General features: G+C 70.6%; 15 protein-coding genes, 1 other RNA gene and 1 pseudogene. 4 read left to right on the plus strand and 13 right to left on the minus strand.

Translation table 11 applies throughout. The features are described 5' to 3' along the window. Window positions 1–5: 5 nt before the first annotated feature. On the minus strand, window positions 6–254 hold the full coding sequence (locus ACFVWD_RS14190; protein WP_389596094.1) for a DUF397 domain-containing protein: 249 nt from the start codon (window positions 252–254) through the stop codon (window positions 6–8). Continuing rightward, window positions 251–589, minus strand: a complete 339-nt coding sequence (locus ACFVWD_RS14195) for a Scr1 family TA system antitoxin-like transcriptional regulator (protein WP_389596096.1) — start codon at window positions 587–589, stop codon at window positions 251–253. Before ACFVWD_RS14195 ends, ACFVWD_RS14190 begins: the two co-directional genes overlap by 4 nt. 289 nt (window positions 590–878) lie before the next feature. On the opposite strand from ACFVWD_RS14195, the gene ACFVWD_RS14200 reads away from it, so the two are divergent. Then, window positions 879–1,106, plus strand: coding sequence for an ATP-binding protein (locus ACFVWD_RS14200; protein WP_389596098.1), 228 nt, complete (start codon window positions 879–881; stop codon window positions 1,104–1,106). On the opposite strand, the gene ACFVWD_RS14205 is transcribed toward ACFVWD_RS14200, so the two are convergent. Together ACFVWD_RS14205 and ACFVWD_RS14210 are read right to left on the minus strand one after the other, a co-directional pair. Further along, window positions 1,099–1,572 carry a hypothetical protein gene (locus ACFVWD_RS14205; RefSeq protein WP_389596099.1) on the minus strand — a complete coding sequence of 158 codons (474 nt, stop codon included), beginning with the start codon at window positions 1,570–1,572 and terminating at the stop codon, window positions 1,099–1,101. The two genes, ACFVWD_RS14200 and ACFVWD_RS14205, sit on opposite strands and share 8 nt — an antisense overlap. A 125-nt stretch (window positions 1,573–1,697) precedes the next feature. Beyond that, entirely contained in the window at window positions 1,698–2,333 is a 636-nt protein-coding gene (locus ACFVWD_RS14210) for a hypothetical protein (RefSeq protein WP_389596101.1), read from the minus strand. A 124-nt stretch (window positions 2,334–2,457) separates the two neighbouring features. Here ACFVWD_RS14210 and ACFVWD_RS14215 point away from each other — a divergent pair. After that, window positions 2,458–2,751 (plus strand): annotated as a pseudogene (locus tag ACFVWD_RS14215) (transposase); the annotation flags it as partial. 317 nt (window positions 2,752–3,068) lie between these two features. On the opposite strand, the gene ssrA reads toward ACFVWD_RS14215, so the two are convergent. From ssrA to ftsE, 5 genes are all read right to left on the minus strand, one after another. After that, window positions 3,069–3,456: a transfer-messenger RNA gene (ssrA, locus tag ACFVWD_RS14220) on the minus strand. A gap of 105 nt (window positions 3,457–3,561) precedes the next feature. Next, entirely contained in the window at window positions 3,562–4,104 is a 543-nt protein-coding gene (smpB, locus tag ACFVWD_RS14225; protein ID WP_054229635.1) for an SsrA-binding protein SmpB, read from the minus strand. 68 nt (window positions 4,105–4,172) lie between these two features. After that, a complete protein-coding gene (locus ACFVWD_RS14230; protein WP_389596102.1) occupies window positions 4,173–5,339 on the minus strand; it encodes a S41 family peptidase in 1,167 nt (388 codons plus the stop codon). 67 nt (window positions 5,340–5,406) lie between these two features. After that, a complete protein-coding gene (gene ftsX, locus ACFVWD_RS14235) occupies window positions 5,407–6,324 on the minus strand; it encodes a permease-like cell division protein FtsX (protein ID WP_389596104.1) in 918 nt (305 codons plus the stop codon). A gap of 31 nt (window positions 6,325–6,355) precedes the next feature. After that, a complete protein-coding gene (gene ftsE, locus ACFVWD_RS14240) occupies window positions 6,356–7,045 on the minus strand; it encodes a cell division ATP-binding protein FtsE (protein ID WP_067379910.1) in 690 nt (229 codons plus the stop codon). 392 nt (window positions 7,046–7,437) lie between these two features. Between ftsE and ACFVWD_RS14245 the strand changes: the two genes are divergently transcribed. Then, window positions 7,438–7,629, plus strand: coding sequence for a hypothetical protein (locus ACFVWD_RS14245; RefSeq protein WP_095854342.1), 192 nt, complete (start codon window positions 7,438–7,440; stop codon window positions 7,627–7,629). 178 nt (window positions 7,630–7,807) lie between these two features. Here ACFVWD_RS14245 and ACFVWD_RS14250 read toward each other — a convergent pair whose 3' ends face one another. From ACFVWD_RS14250 to ACFVWD_RS14265, 4 genes are all read right to left on the minus strand, one after another. After that, window positions 7,808–8,422, minus strand: a complete 615-nt coding sequence (locus ACFVWD_RS14250) for an LPXTG cell wall anchor domain-containing protein (RefSeq protein WP_389596106.1) — start codon at window positions 8,420–8,422, stop codon at window positions 7,808–7,810. A gap of 311 nt (window positions 8,423–8,733) precedes the next feature. Then, the gene (prfB, locus tag ACFVWD_RS14255; protein ID WP_054229629.1) at window positions 8,734–9,840 is read right to left on the minus strand and encodes a peptide chain release factor 2; all 1,107 of its coding nucleotides are present in this window, start codon (window positions 9,838–9,840) and stop codon (window positions 8,734–8,736) included. Window positions 9,841–10,186: 346 nt separating this feature from the next. Continuing rightward, window positions 10,187–11,428, minus strand: a complete 1,242-nt coding sequence (locus tag ACFVWD_RS14260) for a serine/threonine-protein kinase (RefSeq protein ID WP_384910838.1) — start codon at window positions 11,426–11,428, stop codon at window positions 10,187–10,189. A 158-nt stretch (window positions 11,429–11,586) separates the two neighbouring features. Continuing rightward, on the minus strand, window positions 11,587–13,350 hold the full coding sequence (locus tag ACFVWD_RS14265) for a serine/threonine-protein kinase (protein WP_389596108.1): 1,764 nt from the start codon (window positions 13,348–13,350) through the stop codon (window positions 11,587–11,589). 478 nt (window positions 13,351–13,828) lie between these two features. On the opposite strand from ACFVWD_RS14265, the gene ACFVWD_RS14270 reads away from it, so the two are divergent. Then, on the plus strand, window positions 13,829–16,879 hold a 3,051-nt coding region (locus ACFVWD_RS14270), incomplete at its 3' end, for an FHA domain-containing protein (RefSeq protein ID WP_389596122.1).

A 16,879-nucleotide genomic window follows, 5' to 3' on the forward strand; every position in this document is an offset into this window, starting at 1 on the left:
CCGCCTCAGGCCTCGCGGGCGGCGTACGCGAGGAACGCGGCCCAGGCGTCCGCCGGTACCGCGAAGCGGGGGCTTCCAGCGCCGAGCTTCGAGTCGCGGACGTGGGTGGTGTGGGGGCAGACGGCGACTTCGAGGCATTCGCCGCCCTGGGAGTCGCTGTAGCTGGACTTTCGCCAGGTGTAGGCGACTTCGAGGCAGGCGCTCCCTTCGGAGTCGCTATAGCTGGACTTGAACCATGCCAGTTCGTCACTCACAGCTCCCCCGCCACCTTCCTGATGAACCGGGCCGACTCCTCAACGCCAAGTGCCTGCATCCGGATCATTCCATAGCGCTGCGTCAGCGTACTGAGCTTGTCTCCACCGGAGTACAAAGCCCCTGTCGACTGCCCGTCCACAAAGGCGTAGCGCTCGTGATCGGCAGTTTCCACGAGGACCATCGGACCACTGAGCGCCGCGGTGGGAGCAGTCGCGAAGGGCAGCACCTGGATCGAGAGGTGCCGCTGCTTCCCGATCTCCAGCAAGTGATCGCACTGCTTGTGCACAACGTTCTGGCTGCCAACCACCGAGCGCAGCGCGGCCTCGTGGATCACAAAGCTGAAGTGCGTCGGGGGCGGGTTCGTACCACTGCACGGTGATCGCCTCGGCCTCCACCAACACGTACTGCTGCGTGCGCTGAGGAAACGGCTCCGGCTTCAGGTACTCATGCGCGGCCACCAGCTTCCCCCGCGCCCCGCACATCTGATCCGCAACCTGCAACAACCTGAGCGTCGGCCGACCCCCGCCTCCTCACGCCACAACCTGACCTCCCGAGGCTACGCACCAGCCACCAGCCTGATCACGACGAACGACGGAGAATCACACGCAAGGAACCCAGCGCACATGCCGACGCCGCCCCCAGGCCGTATCTCGGTGACGGATGCGAACGACACGCTGCCCACACCCCGCGACGCGTCACCGGACGACGAGTCCGGCCGGGGCCTGACCCTGGTGGCCACGCTGGCGGACAAGTGGGGCAGCGAACCCCGCCCGTTCGGCATCGGCATCGGCATCGGCATCGGCAAGACGGTCTCATTCGAACTGCAAGGTCCCCGTCCAGCCGTCAGGTAGCCGACTCGGGGGTCCGTACGGCTCGGCGCAGGCGCAACAGGGCCCTGACTGAGCGGATCCGCCAAGCGGTGAAGCCGAGGATGACGACGCCGGTGAGCGTCGGAATCTTCCAACTGCCGGAGCCGTCGCGGGTCGCGGTGTGGTCGCCGGAGCTGTCGACGAGGGCGGGCAGGGTGCCGTCGGCTGGGCGGGTGTCGATGACCCCGTCGACGGCGACGCTGCTGATGCTGACGGTGTGGTCGGTGGCGGCGAACGAGCCCTCGCAGGCCCAGCCGTCCTGCCACAGGTCGCTCAAGCCACCGGTCGCCGGCGTGCAGTCGGTGAGGGTGACCGTGCCGGGGACGCCGGTCGCCTCGGCATAGGCCTGCTGGGCACCGTGCACAGCCAGGAACAGCCCGAAGACAAGCCCGACAACGGCGAGGGATATCTCGCGGGGCAGCGGAGGGAGGAAACGGAGCAGAAACACGGGCAGGTGGGTCCTTTACGGAGTCAGGCACCGGGTCAGTAGGAATTCACCGGATCACAGACTCGACCGGTGCGGGGGCGCAGAGTGGGGCTCGCACTCGGGTGAGTGCGGTCCCTGTGGTGCGTTCAGCCGTCGGCCGACGGTCGCACCGGTGACGGCGGCTCCTGTTCGACCAGGAAATCGACGGAGTCCACCACGAACTCGCCGTAGTGGAGGGCCGATCCGATGGTCTCCATCCTCGTGTACTGCTCCGGAGACAGCGACCCACCTGGGGCGTTCAGGATGGCCCTCAGTAGCACCCGGAACGCCAGATCCGGAGTGCAGCGGCGAGCGCAGTCGACGAGCGCCTCGCGCACCTCGACGGCCAGGAAGTCCGCCCGCTCGATCTCGGCGATGACGGCGTCCCGGCACGCCCAGCCGTCCTCCACGTCGGCCCCGGTGAGCGGGCATACGCCCGCCTTCGCGGCCAGCCGGGCATCACACAGGCCGATGACCGTCCGCGTCCACTCCGATCCCGAGGTCCCCTCGAAGCTCGCCATGTACTGCGCTCCGGCCGTCCACAGCACCTCGAGCGTCTCCGAAGAGAGGTTGTCGAGGAGTGTCCGGGCATCGCGGCGGACCGCCAGTGCCAGCTCGTCGGCCGATTCCGAGAGGTGTTTCGCGACGATGTCGGCGGCCGTGTCCCCGTCGTGAGTCCCGTCCTGGTGGAAGAAACTCATCACCCACGAGGCACCGAAATCAAAGTCACTGAAGCGCTGCACCCTGTGTCATCTCCTCATATCGGATAGCAGGTTTGCACGTAATAGCTCTTGCGCTGAACCGAGAGGCGGGAGCGCAGCGCACGGAGAGGGCCCGCGCTTCAGGTGAGTGCGGGCCCCTCGCGTCCACCACGCGCTCCGCGCGGCCGGAGCTGATCAGCAGACCGAGGCGTGGAAGGACCGTTACAAGATCCGTGCCGGAGTGGAGGGCACCGTCTCCCAGGCTGTCCAGCGCTGCGGCCTGGGCAGATCCCACTACCGGGGCCTGGCCAAGACCACCCTGCAACACCAGCTCACCGGCGTCGCCGTCAATCTCGCCCGCATCGACGCCCACCTCACCGGCACACCACGAGCCCGCACTCGCACCAGCCACTTCGCAGCACTTCGCCCCGCCGATCTCTTGACCGCCGGGGCGAAGTGATCAGAAGCCCGAATTGACCAACAGCATCTCGGATGAGTGCGGGCCCCCTGCGGTGCCGCCGAGCCGCAGCGCCGTCGGCCATCAGGCACTGGTCCTGGCGGAGTTGTTCGGGGCGGACGAGGTGGGCCCAGCAGACCATCCCACGCCAGAGTCGGCCGAAAACCGCCCCCCGGCCGAGCGCCCGGCAGGGTCGGCGCCGTCGGCCACGGGGCATGACACGCCGGGCATGACACACCAGGCATGACAAAGGCCCCGCCGCTCGAAAGCGACGAGGCCTTTGCCCACATGGGATGTGGAGGTCCGGGAGGACCTCCTGATCGTGGAGATGGCGGGAATCGAACCCGCGTCCACCGGTGCAGAATCAGGGCTTCTCCGTGTGCAGTTCGCTGCGATTTTCTCGGCCCCGGTGATCACGCGAACAAGTCGCCGACGGGCCCAGCCACTGTTTGATTTCCCATCGAACCCCGTGACCGGGCTCGATGGTTTAGTTCCCTAGATTATGCCAGGGTCCGGGTCGGGAACACCCCCGGGCTGACACCCATTTAGGGTCCTTCAGTCGCTGTTATTAGGCAGCGAGGGCGAAGGACTGGGAATCGCTCTTGGAATTGGCGATTATTGGTTGCGACATATGGTTAACGAGATCATTGTCGCTTCCTCGACACGCTTCCCCTGCTTCGACAGCCGCTGTCGAAACCGATCATCCCCATGTTGTTTTTTCAAGCCCCTCCGAGGAGGGTTGCGCACCCGCTGTGAGGTGCAGATCCCATCGTACGTGACCAACGCACGTCGATGCCACCGTATTCCCCGTGGCTACTCGCCCCGCTGCTTCCGCTTCGCCGCCGCGATCGCGCGGTCCGACTCCCGGCGGTCCTGCTTCTCGCGCAGGGTCTGCCGCTTGTCGTACTCCTTCTTGCCGCGGGCGAGCGCGATCTCGGCCTTGGCCCGGCCGTCCTTGAAGTACAGGGCGAGGGGCACGATCGTGTGACCCGTCTCCTCCGACTTCGACGCCAGCTTGTCGATCTCCTCGCGGTGCAACAGCAGCTTGCGCTTGCGGCGCACCGTGTGGTTGGTCCAGGTGCCCTGGCTGTACTCGGGAATGTGGGCGTTGTGCAGCCACGCCTCGTTCCCGTCGATCTGGACGAAGCCGTCGGTCAGCGAGGCGCGTCCCTGGCGCAGCGACTTCACCTCGGTGCCGGTGAGCACGAGCCCGGCCTCGTAGGTGTCGATGATCGCGTAGTCGTGCCGTGCCTTCTTGTTCTGCGCGACGATCTTGCGCTTGCCGTCCTTGGCCTTCGCGGCCCCTCCGCCCTGCTTGGGCTGGGACTCCTTCGGTACGTACATTCCCTTACTCATAGTGCTGCCATTTTCGCACTACAGGGGGGTCCGGGGGAAAGCCGATTACGAGAGCACCGAGCCGGCGACTACGAAGGGCCGCCGAGACCGCTCAGTACGGTCTCCGCCCGCTCCAGGGCCTCCGCGTCCACCTCCAGGTCGGGGGTGATGCCCCGCCCGTCGACGGCGTGCCCGGCGGGGGTGCGGTAGTGGCCGACGGTCAGCTCGGCGACGGAGCCGTCGGGCAGTCGGCTCGGCATCTGGATCGAGCCCTTGCCGAAGGTCCTGGAGCCCACGACAACCGCACGGCCGCGATCCTGGAGGGCCCCGGTGAGCATTTCGGCCGCGCTCATCGTGCCGCCGTCGACAAGCGCGACCAGGGGTCTGGTGGTGTCGCCGCCGGGGTCGGCGTGCAGGGAGCGCTGCGCGCCGTTGACGTCGTAGGTGGCGACGAGGCCGCCGTCGAGGAAGGCGGAGGCGGCGGTGACGGCCTCGGTGACCAGTCCGCCGGAGTTGCCGCGCAGGTCGAGGACGATCCCGGCGTGCTCGGGGGTCTGCTCGACGGCGTTCCGTACGGCGTCGCCGACGCCCTTGGTGAAGGCGGCGACCTTGATCACGGTGACGCCGCCGGGAAGCTTGTGGACGGTCAGGGAGTCCGTGGACAGCCTCGCCCGGCGCAGCGTCTCGCTCCACGCGCGTGTGCCGCGCTCCAGGCCGAGGGAGACCTTCGTACCGGCGGCGGCGTCGTCCGCGTCCCCGCGCAGTAACGAGACGACCTCGGTGACCGGCCGGCCGTCCACCTTCTCGCCGTCGACGCTGCGCAGCCGGTCGCCCGCGCGGATCCCGGCGGCGGCAGCGGGCGAGCCGCTCTGCACCCGGGTCACCTCGATACGGCCGTCACGCTCGCGCCGGGCCCACAGCCCCACGCCCGTGTACTGACCGTCGAGGGCCTCCTCGAACTCCTCGTACTCGCCCTGGGAGTAAACGGCGCCCCAGCGGTCCCCGCTGCGGCTGACGGCCCGCTCCGCGGCCTCCATGGGGGACTTGCCGTCGGCCATCGCCTCGGCGGCGGCGTCGGTGACCGTCTCGCGGTGGGCCGCCGAGGTCGAACGCGCCGAAGGAGGCACGGTTTTCCGGTCGGGATCACCGAAGGACCCGGTCGCGGCCCCCGCGACGAGGACACTCGCGAAAAGCAATGTCAGGGCGGCCCCGCGGCCTGCGCGGCGGGGCTGGCAGAACAGGTCTCGGCCTGACATGGCGGTGAGTCTAGGACAACGCAAAGGGCCGTACCGCCGGTTGGCAGTACGGCCCCCTTGGCATGCGTCACACCTTCAGGTACTTGCGCAACGCGAAGAACGCCGCAAGCGCGGGCATCAGCAGACTCGTCGCGAGGATGAGCGGCAGCTTGGTGAACACGGCGTCCCAGCCGATGAAGTTGATCAGATTCAGCTTCTGGGACAGCGCGAGGCCGTGATCGATGATGAAGTACCGCGCGACCAAGAGGAATCCGCAGGCGACACCTCCGCCGATCAGTCCGGCGACCGCGGCCTCCATGATGAACGGCGCCTGGATGTAGAACCCGGAGGCGCCCACGAGCCGCATGATGCCGGTTTCCCTGCGCCGGCTGAACGCCGAGACGCGCACCGTGTTGACGATCAGCATCAGGGCGACGACGAGCATCATCGCCATGACCGCGCGCGCGGCCCAGTTCATGCCGTTGAGCAGCCCGAAGAGGTTGTCCAGGATGCCCTTCTGGTCCTGCACGGACTGCACGCCGTCACGGCCGTCGAAGGCGGTCGCGATGACCTGGTACTTCTGCGGATCCTTCAGCTTGATGCGGTACGACTCCTGCATCTGGTCCGGCGTGAGGGAGCTGGCCAGCGGGGAGTCGCCGAACTGCTCCTTGTAGTGCTTGTACGCCTGGTCCGACGACTCGTACGCGACCTTCTCGACCACGGTCATCTTCTTGAGGTCGCTGAGGATCTGGTCCTTCTGCTCGGTGGTCACGGCCCCCTTGGCGCAGTGGGGGTCGGACTCCGCGTCACTCTTGTTGCAGAGGAAGATCGAGACGTTGACCTTGTCGTACCAGTAGCCCTTCATGGTGCTCACCTGGTCGCTCATCAGCAGCGAACCGCCGAACAGGGCGAGGGAGAGGGCGACCGAGACGACGACCGCGAAGGTCATCGTCAGATTGCGACGGAGACCGACACCGATCTCCGACAGAACGAACTGGGCGCGCATGGCGTCTGCTAAGCCTTTCCGTGGACCGTCGTCAGTGCTGGTAGCCGTAGACGCCGCGCGCCTGGTCGCGGACGAGGCGGCCCTGCTCCAGCTCGATGACGCGCTTGCGCATCTGGTCCACGATGTTCTGGTCGTGCGTCGCCATCAGCACGGTGGTGCCCGTCCGGTTGATGCGGTCGAGCAGCTTCATGATGCCGACGGAGGTCTGCGGGTCGAGGTTGCCGGTCGGCTCGTCCGCGATGAGGAGCTTGGGCCGGTTCACGAAGGCTCTCGCGATGGCCACACGCTGCTGCTCACCACCGGACAGCTCCCCGGGCATCCGGTCCTCCTTGCCGCCGAGCCCGACGAGGTCGAGCACCTGGGGCACGGACTTGCGGATCTCGCCGCGGGACTTGCCGATGACCTCCTGCGCGAAGGCGACGTTCTCGGAGACCGTCTTGTTCGGCAGCAGGCGGAAGTCCTGGAACACGGTTCCCAGCTGGCGGCGCATCTGCGGCACCTTCCAGTTGGAGAGGCGCGCGAGGTCCTTGCCCAGGACGTGCACCTGGCCTTGGCTGGTCCGCTCCTCGCGGAGGATCAGCCGCAGGAAGGTGGACTTTCCGGAGCCGGAGGACCCCACGAGGAACACGAACTCACCACGCTCGACCTCCAGGGTGACATCCCTGAGAGCGGGGCGGGTCTGCTTGGGGTAGACCTTGGAGACACTGTCGAATCGGATCACGGATGCACCACGGGTCGCCGGGGGTAGGTGAGCGTGACCATACGCGAACCGGGTGCACGAGCGCAGTCGCCGGTCAGGGTTGAGCGGGGGTTGTGCGGGGCTTGTGCGTTTTTGTACAGGTCTTTTGCGCGGCCCTTTTGTACGGGCCTTTGTACGGGCACCCCGTAGGGGCGCGAGGAGCTGCGCGCCCGGCCCCCACCGGTCGGCGGCCGCGATCCCGACGCCGGCCGCCCTTCCGGAAGCGCCCGTTTCCCCGCCTAACCCGCGGAGCACAGGGCAGGATAAGGCGAGCCGCGCCGTTTCCCGCGGAACCTGGCACAGTGGAAGGGGAACGGTTGCGTTCCCCGCAGCGTTATGTAAACGGCGGAGGACGGCGCAAGGAGGGCAAGCGCATGACGTACGACCGATTGGTGTGCGCGAACTGCGCGGCGCCCGTCAGCGAGGGCCGCTGCCCGGTCTGCCGCGCGAACCGGGAGCGGTTGCAGCAGGAGAGCCCCTTCGCGGGGCTGAACCCGATGGCGCTGATCGCGCTGCTCGCCGTGCTGATCGCGGCGGTGGCACTGCTGGCGCACCAGACGGTATGAGTCTCGTGAGAGCGGCGGTGTGACCACAGTCACCATCCGAGGCGGTCGCCATGGCGGTCACCGTCTGAGGTGACCACCATCCGAGGCGGTCACCTTTTAAAGCATCCTTGATGTGCCTGACGCGAGAGGGGCCCGGAGCAAGCTGCTCCGGGCCCCTCTCGTGCTGCGATCAGCTGCGTCAGGCAACGGCGCCGCGGCCGTTCGCGAGGCGCGGCAGCAGACGGAAGCCGATACCGCCCGCGATCATCGTGGCGGCACCGACCAGCAGGAACGTGGTCTCGGCGGCACCCGTCTCGGCCAGCTGCCCCTTCTTGCCCTGGGCGGAGGTGTCGGACGAGGTGTTCGCGCCGGTGTCGGTCAGACCGGAGGAACCCTTGCCCTGCTCGACGGGCTTGGAGCCGCCGTCGGGGTTGCTGTCATTGCCACCGGTGCCGGTGCCGGAACCGTGCGTCGGGCTGTCCGTCGGGTCGGTGGGCTCGGTGGGGTTCTCGGTGGGGTCGGTGGGCTCGTCCGTCGGCGGCGTGGTGGGCGTGGCCGGGTCGGTCGGCGTGCTCGGGATGGTGGGCGTACCCGGGTCGGTCGGCGTGCCCGGGTCCGTCGTCGGGTCGGTCGGGGTGGCCGGGTCGGTGGGAATGCCCGTCTCGGTCGGGGTGGCGCTCGGGTCTCCGTCGAGCGTGACACCGACGTTGATGCCGGAAGCCGAGGCGGCACCCGCGGCAGTCAGCGAAGCACCGGCGGCGATCACCACACCGGCTGCTATGCGTGCCACGCGGATCCGCGTCTTCTTGGTCATTTGTTTGCTACCCCCAGTAGCTGATCGTCAATGGAGCAGCGCCCGGGGCCACGGCGTCACAGGTGGCTCTCAGCCCCCCGGTTCACATGCGCCCCAGAAATACGCATGCCACGCGTCACCATTCCCAGTTTTCACAGCAACGTCAAGGTCGTTGCGTACGCGATGTCCGGATCAACGACATTTGCCCGCCGTGCGGACATGTGACTGTGACGTAAAACCCAGAATTCCCCCACACAAAAGGCAACTGCCGCCCGATGGGCGGCAGTTGCCTTGTCGACAAAGAGGCATCGAGGTGATGTTGATACCTCGAACTACTTCTCCTGCTGCTTGCGCCAGCGAATTCCGGCCTCGATGAATCCGTCGATCTCCCCGCCGAAAACGGCCTCGGGGTTACCGACTTCGAACTCGGTCCGCAGATCCTTGACCATCTGGTAGGGGTGCAGGACGTACGAACGCATCTGGTTTCCCCAGGAGTTGCCGCCGTCGCCCTTGAGGGCGTTCATCTTGGCCTGCTCCTCCTGGCGGCGCCGCTCGAGCAGCTTGGCCTGGAGCACGTTCATGGCGCTCGCCTTGTTCTGGATCTGCGACCGCTCGTTCTGGCAGGAGACGACGATGCCGGTGGGGAGGTGGGTGAGGCGCACCGCGGAGTCGGTGGTGTTGACGCCCTGGCCGCCGGGGCCGGACGACCGGTACACGTCGACGCGCAGCTCTGACTCGTCGATCTCGATGTGATCGGTCTGCTCGACGACGGGCAGGATCTCGACACCCGCGAAGGACGTCTGGCGGCGTCCCTGGTTGTCGAACGGCGAGATGCGCACGAGGCGGTGGGTGCCCTGCTCCACGGACAGCGTTCCGTACGCGTACGGGACGTGGACGGCGAAGGTGGTGGACTTGATGCCCGCCTCTTCCGCGTACGAGGTCTCGTAGAGCTCGGTCTTGTATCCGTGGCGCTCGGCCCAGCGCAGGTACATGCGCTGGAGCTTCTCGGCGAAGTCGGAGGCGTCGACGCCGCCGGCCTCGGCACGGATGGTGACGACGGCCTCACGGGAGTCGTACTCCCCGGAGAGCAGCGTCCGGACTTCCATCTCGTCCAGCGCCTTCTTGACGGCGACGAGCTCGGACTCGGCCTCGGCACGGGTGTCCGGGTCGTCCTCCTCCTCGGCCATCTCGAAGAGCACGCTCAGATCGTCGATACGCCCGCGCAGCGCCTCGGCCTTCCTGACCTCCGCCTGGAGGTGGCTCAGCTTGCTGGTGATCTTCTGCGCCTCGTCCGGGTCGTCCCACAGGGACGGCGCGGCCGCCTGCTCCTCGAGCACGGCGACATCTGCCCTCAGCTTGTCGAGGTCCAGGACGGCCTCGATCGACTCCATGGTCGAGGAGAGGGACTTGAGCTCTTCGGATACATCGACGACTGCCACGCCTCCAGCGTAACGGCTGCCGCAAGCGAGGCTTGCCCCTCGTCCGACGGGGGCGACGCAGGGTCCCTCCGGGGGCCAGGGGCGCGAGGAACCGCGCGATCAGCCCCCACCGGCCCGCAGGCGAAGACCCACCAGTCAGCGGGCCAGGGGCGAAGCCCCAGCCTCCAGGGGCGCGAGGAACCGCGCGACCAGCCCCCACCCACCCGCAGCCGAACAACCCCCAGCCGGGGCCAGGGGCGAAGCCCCGGCCTCCAGGGGCGCGGGGAACTGCGCGACCAGCCCCCGCCCACCCGCAGGCAGACGAACAACCCGGGGTCTGGGGCGGAGCCCCGGGTCGGTGTGGGGGCTAGGGAGACGCCGGGGCCGAGTTCTTCGTGTCGTGCGGCGTCGCCCCCGCGTCGTCACCCGACGTGGCCAGCCACGTACCGACCCCCACCGCGGCGACAAGAACGACCCCCGCCACCCCCAACGTGATCCGACGTCGCCGCGCCGACGCCCGGTGCCGAGCCGACCCCGGCCGAGGCGCCCCCGCCGCCCGCGGCACCCGAGCCGTCCCGCGCGCCCCACCCGCCAGCTCGTCCGGCCCCGGCACCCGCATCGAGGTATGCGTGTCCCGGTTGGAGTCCGGCGCAGCCCCCGGCACCAACGGCACCGCCCCCCGCCGTGCCCGCGAGGCCGGCGCCGTCGGCTCCGCCGTCTCGCCCGCCTCGGGGGCGTCCTCCGCCGACTCCCCGTCCGGTTCGTCGACGTCCAGCGGCGGCATCCCCGCCAGCAAGGGCAGCTGCTCCCGCAGCCGCGCCCCCAGCTCGGACGCCCGCAACCGCGACGCCGGCGCCTTGGCCAGGCACTGCACGAGCAGCTGCCACAGCTCCTCGGGGATACCAGGGAGGGGTACGACGGTCTCCGTCACGTGCCGCCGCAGTACCGCACCGGGATGCCCGCCCCCGAAGGGCGTGAACCCGGCGAGGAGCTCGTACAGCACCGTCGCCAAGGCGTAGATGTCGACGGCGGCCCGCGGCGGCAGCCCCTCGATGATCTCGGGGGCGAGATAGTCCGGCGTGCCGATGATCTTCGTGGCCCGGGTCCGCCGCGGCGAGTCGATGAGTTTGGCCACACCGAAGTCCGTGAGCAGCGCGGGGTGCGAGCCCCCCGGGCCCAGCGGACCCTGCATGTCCAGCAGCACGTTCTCCGGCTTCACGTCCCGGTGCACGACCCCGGCCGCGTGCGCCGCCGCCAGCCCGTCCGCGACGTCGGCCACGATCGCGACCGCGGCCTCGGGCGCCAGCCGCCGTTCCCGGTCGAGCCGGGTGCGCAGATCCGTGCCCCGTACGAGGTCCATGACGAGCGCGAGGTCATTGCCGTCGACGACGAGGTCCCGTACCGCCACGACATGCGGGTGATCGAGCCCGAGCAGAGCCGTGCGCTCCTGTACGAAGCGGCCCACCAGCTCCTGGTCGGACGCGAGGTCCTCGCGCAGCAGCTTGATGGCGACGGGCCCCTCAGGTCCCTCGCCGAGCCACACCGTGCCGGCGCTGCCCCGCCCCAGAATCTGGTGGGCGGTGTACCGGCTGCCGATCTTCCGTGCCAAGGCTGCTCCTACTGACGCGTGTTGCCGCTAAAAGTACGCGCCCGAAGAGCCAACCTTCACTCCGGAGACGGAAATCACCCGTCAGATGTCGACAAATCCCCAGAGTCGTGGGGGAACCGCGAGGGATTCACCGGGAATCAAAAGGGAATTGGCGGGAGCTAATTCCCGGAACCGCCGAGATCCCCGATCCACTTGGTGGCGGTGTGGAACCCGTCCTTCAGCACACCCCAGTACCCCTTGGTCGTCCCGATCCAATGCTGGAGCGGGCTGAACTCCCAGACCAGCCAGCCGGCCACGAACAGGATGACGATCGTGAACAGGCAGCCCTTGAGGCAGCCGAGTCCCGGGATCTTCATCGGGTTGGCGCTGCGCTGCCGCGGCTCGCGCGACTGCCGGGGCGCCGGCGCCTCGGGCTGCTGCGGCGGGGGCGCGTACCGCTGAGGCTGCTGCTGGGGCGCGAGAGCGTACCCCTGCGGCTGCTGCTGCCGCTGGCGGCGCTGCGGCTGTTGCTGCTGGGGCGCGTACTGCTGCGGCTGTTGCTGCGCGTACTGCTGCGGCTGTTGCTGCTGCGGATACCCGTATCCGGGCGGCGGCTGCTGCCCCTGCGGCGGGCGCTGCTGTTGCTGGGGCCGCGCGACCTGTCGCTGGGGACGGCGGCGCAGCGGGTCCTGGTCGGGGTCGAGGTACTGGACCTGGGTCTGCTCGTTGCGGTCCCGGGCCGCGCGCAGCTGGTTCTGCCAGGGGTGCGGGTCCTCGCCCTGCCCCGGCTGTCCGGGCTGTCCCTGCTGTCCGCCCGGCTGGTGCTGGGGCACCGGCGGCATGACGGCGGTCGGGTCGGCCGCGCCGCGGTGCGGCAGTACGGCGGTGGGGTCGGCGGCACCGGGCATGCCGGGGGCGCCGGTGTGCGGCAGGACGCTGGTCGCGCCGTTCGGGTCGTACGCCCCGGGGGCGCCGTGCGGCAGCACCTGCGTGGGGTCGGCCGCACCGGGTACGCCCGGCACCGCGGGCGGCGCCGGGTCGGGGGCGAGCAGCGCGCCCACGCCCTCCGCGGCGGCGATCTGCGCGGAGTTGGCGTGCACACCGATGCCCTGGGCGACGGTGCGCAGCCCGCGGGCGAGGTTCTCGGCGCTGGGCCGCTCGTCCGGGTTCTTGCGCAGGCAGCGCTCTATGACGGTCCACAGGGGGTCCGGGACCGTGGAGGGGCGGCGCGGCTCGGCGCTCAGGTGCTGGTGCAGCACTTCGAGGGCGGACTCGCCGGCGAACGGGGGACGCCCGGTGACCAGCTCGTACAGCAGGATGCCCGCGCCATAGATGTCGACGGCGGACGTCTGCGGGCGTCCCTCGGCGGACTCCGGCGCGACGTACGCGGGCGTGCCGACGAACTCGTGGGTCCGGGTGAGGCCCGGGGAGTCGGCGAGCCGGGCGATGCCGAAGTCGGTGAGCATCGGGTGCATCTGGCCGCCGTCCTGCTTGAGCAGGACGTTCGCGGGCTTCAGGTCGCGGTGCACGACGCCGTCGGCGTGGCTGGCGGCGAGCGCGTCGGCGACCTGGGCGGTGAGCAGGGCGGCGGCGACGGGCGAGAACGGGCCGTTCTCGCGCAGGTAGCGGTGGAGGTCGGGGCCGTCGACCAGGTCCATGACCAGGGCGAGCAGGTCGCCCTCGACGACGAGGTCCCGCACCCGCACGATGTTCGGGTGGGTCAGGCGCAGCAGGACGGAGCGCTCCCGGAGGAACCGCATCACGATGTCCGCGTCGTTGGCGAGCTCTTCCTTGAGGACCTTGATCGCCACGGTCTCGCCGGGCTGGCCGGCGACGGCCGCCTCGGCGCCCGCGGTCTCCCTCTGGCGGGCTCGCCAGACGGTGCCTGTGGCGCCGCGCCCAAGCGGCTCCTCAAGGAGGTACTTGCTCCCTACCGGCCGCACGTCATGCGCTCCCTGTTGCTTGCTTGCCTGGTCCGTCCGCCGTCGTCAGCGTGCTGCGGCGGCTTCCGCCCCACTGTAGTGCCGAGACACCTGGCACTGGACTGTCGTCTTCCTGTGCTTTCCACTGCTTCCCATGAGCGCCTGTGGTTCGCATAAGCGCTTACGTACGCGTTCCCGTACATGTTCGATGGAAAGACGCTTGCATTCGGCTGTTGGTTGCCGAACGGCGCCCGCGGGGGCGACGTGACCGATCTCAAGCGGGCACCGGTCGGGCACTGGTCAGGCACTTTTACGGGCAGAGCCGACCAATCAAGATCACTTGCCGGTGGGTGGCGGGCGTGTTGTCAGTGCCAGGTGCGAGGATGCCTTCAGTACTGGCCGACGTGCCCGTGTGCGGTGGGGGAATCTGCGGTGGGGGGACCGCGGCACAGCCTCGCCCTCCTCGCGGGTGCCTGCGCGGAAGGGACCGCTGGCGGCGATGCAGATCCGGCTGACCGTCGTAGACCCGCTGGGCTCGCCCTCGGAGCCGCGGGGGCGGGCCGCGGCCTGCGATGTGCTGGTCACCGCTCCCGCCGGGACGGCGTTGGCAGCGGTGGCGGCGGGTCTGGCCTCGGCGGTCGGCGGTGAGGGCGCAGGCCAGCACGACCGCGGTCGCGAGCTCGGCGGAGGTCCCGTCGTGCTGTACGCGGGCGCCGAGCGCCTCGACGGCCAGCGCTGCACGCTGGGCGAGCCGCCCCTGACGGACGGCGCCGTGCTGTCCCTGGGCTCCCCCGCCGAACCCGGTCCCGACGTGGACGGGGTCGCGGCCCGGCTCCATGTCGTCGCGGGCCCCGACGCGGGCGGCGTCCATCTGCTGCACGGCGGCCGGATCGACATCGGCCGCTCCGCCGACGCGGACGTCCCGCTGGACGACCCCGACGTCTCCCGCCTGCACTGCGCGGTCACGGTCACTCCCGAGGGCCGCGTCTCGGTCGCCGACCTGGGCTCCACGAACGGCACGACGCTGGACGGCACCCCCGTCGGCACCCGCCCGGTCCGCTTCGGGCAGGGCGCGCTCCTGCGCGTCGGCGAGTCCGCCCTGCGACTGGCCCCGCCCGGTGGCGCGGATCCGGTGAGCACGACGCCCGACGGGGAGGGCCACGTCAGGGTCACCACCCCGACCGGTACGGCCGCCCGCCCGAAGCCGCCCACCGGCCCCGGCCCCACGTCGTCCTCCGCCGCCCCCGCCGGTCCCACGGCCGCCGCCGGTCCTTCCGCTCCTGTCGTGCCCCACGCGCGCGTGGGGGGCGCCTCCGGTGTCGGCGCGCTGCCCGTGCCGCCCGTCGGTGACACACATCACGGCTTCGGATCGGCGGAGTGGGGAGCCGCGGGTGGCGTCCCCGGAGCGCAGGAGCACGGCCCGGTCGTGCCGGAGCAGGGCCGGGCGCCCCGGATCGAGAGCAGGCCCGCGCAGCCGTCCGGCCCCGACACGTCTACGGACGGAGCCACACCCCGAGCCGCGGCCGGCCATGAGCCGGGCACCCGCAAAGGCACCCCCACACGGGGCACCGACGTACCGCCCGGTGTGCGCAGGCGGGGCGGGTTCGGCGCGTGGGCGCGTCGGCTGGCCGGCGGCCGGGGCGAGCTGCCGGGCACCGGACCGGGGGATCCGTACGACACGGACGGGGATGGCGGGGCGGCGGAGTTCCTGGCGGCCTCCCTGCCCACGCAGGCCCCGGAGAGCTGGCCCGATCCCGCGACGCTGCTGCTCACCGCGCTGGGTCCGGGACCCCGGCTGTGGGAGCGTGGCCCGGGCCACCCAGAGACGCTGACAGTGCGGCTGGGCACGGCGGACCGGGCGGCGCCCGACGGTTCGGGGCTGGTACCGGCGGTGCCGGTGACCGCGGGCCTGCGGGAAGTCGGCTCACTGGGCCTGGCGGGGCCGCGGGCGCGGCTGGCCGGGCTGGCCCGCTCAGTGGTCGCCCAGCTCGCCGCGCTGCACTCCCCCGACGCCCTCGACATCGTCCTGATCAGCGCGGACCGCTCCCGCACGGTGGAGGAGCGCACCGCCGAGTGGTCCTGGCTCGGCTGGCTCCCGCATCTGCGCCCCACCCACGGCCAGGACTGCCGTCTCCTCCTCGCCTACGACCGTGAGCAGGCGACGGCCCGCACGGACGAGCTCCTGCGCCGCCTGGAGGACCAGCTGACGGAAACGGGCGGCGCCCGGGGTGCGTACGACAAGGCCGATCGCGTCCCCGTGGACGCGCGGGGCGGCGCACGGCGCCCGTCCTGGGCCCGCGACGAGGACCCGACGGGCGCGGACCGGGAATTCGAGGGGCCGTTCACCGTGCTCGTCGTGGACGGGGACCCCGGAGGCGCCGATGTACGGGAGGCGGTGCTCCGGCTGACGCACGAGGGCGCGCGGGCAGGCATACATGTGGTGTGTCTGGCCGAGACCGTGTCCGCGTCGCCCGCGTCCCCGGTGACGGAGACGTACGAGGCGGCCTGCGAGGCGTCACCGGCGTTCCGGGAGTGCGGAGCGGCCGCGCTGCTCAGCGGGGACGTGGCGACGGCGTTGCGGCTGATGCGGGTGGGATCCGACGGGCCCGTGGGGCACGGCACGGTCGCCGCGGTGGACGCGGTGTCACTGGCCTGGGCGGAGCGTTTCGCGCGCGCCCTCGCCCCTCTCCGTACGGACGGGGCGCACGCCGATCGCCACGCGCGCGTGTCCGCGCCGCTCCCTCAAGCGGCCCGTCTGCTGGACGAGTTGGGACTGGCCCGGGCCACCCCTGCGTCGCTCATGGCCCGTTGGGCGGACGCAGCGGACGACACGGAGGCGGTCGGCGGCCGTGGCCGGGCCGTCCTCGGCGCCGGGCCGCGCGGCCCGGTCGCCGTGGACCTCCCCGCCGAGGGCCCGCACCTGCTGATCGAGGGCCCGCCCGGCAGCGGTCGTACGGAGCTGCTCCGCGCGATCGCCGCGTCCCTGGCCGCCGCGGAGCGCCCCGACCGGCTCGGGATCGTGCTGATGGACGGTCGGGACAGCACCGGGGGCCACGGCGCGGGCCAAGGAGCGGAGGGGCTGCGGGTCTGTACGGACCTGCCCCATGTCACCACCCACCTCACCGCCAACGACCCCGTACGGATGCGGGAGTTCGCCCAGTCGCTCAGCGCCGAGCTGAAGCGGCGGGCCGAGCTCCTGGGCCGGCTCGGCTTCGCGGAGTGGCACACGCGCGGCGAGGTGTCGGGCCGGATGGTCGCCCAGCGCACGCCCAAACCCACCCCGGGAGCGAAGCCCGGCCCGGCCTCTTCCTCCGCCTCCGGCGCCGCGGATCTCGACGCGCCCCCCAGTTCGACCCTGCGGCTGCGCCCGGCGGCTGCCCGCGAACGGACGGATCCGGGCCCCCCGTTGGCCCGTCTCGTCGTCATCATCGACGACCTGGACGCGCTGCTCTCCCCCGCGCTGGGTTCCCCGGGACGGCCGGCGGCCGGTTCGGTCGTACGGGCTCTGGAGGCCGTCGCCCGCGAGGGTGACCGCCTCGGTGTGCACCTG

The sequence above is a fragment of the Streptomyces sp. NPDC058086 genome, assembly GCF_042885015.1.
Classification (GTDB): Bacteria; Actinomycetota; Actinomycetes; order Streptomycetales; family Streptomycetaceae; genus Streptomyces.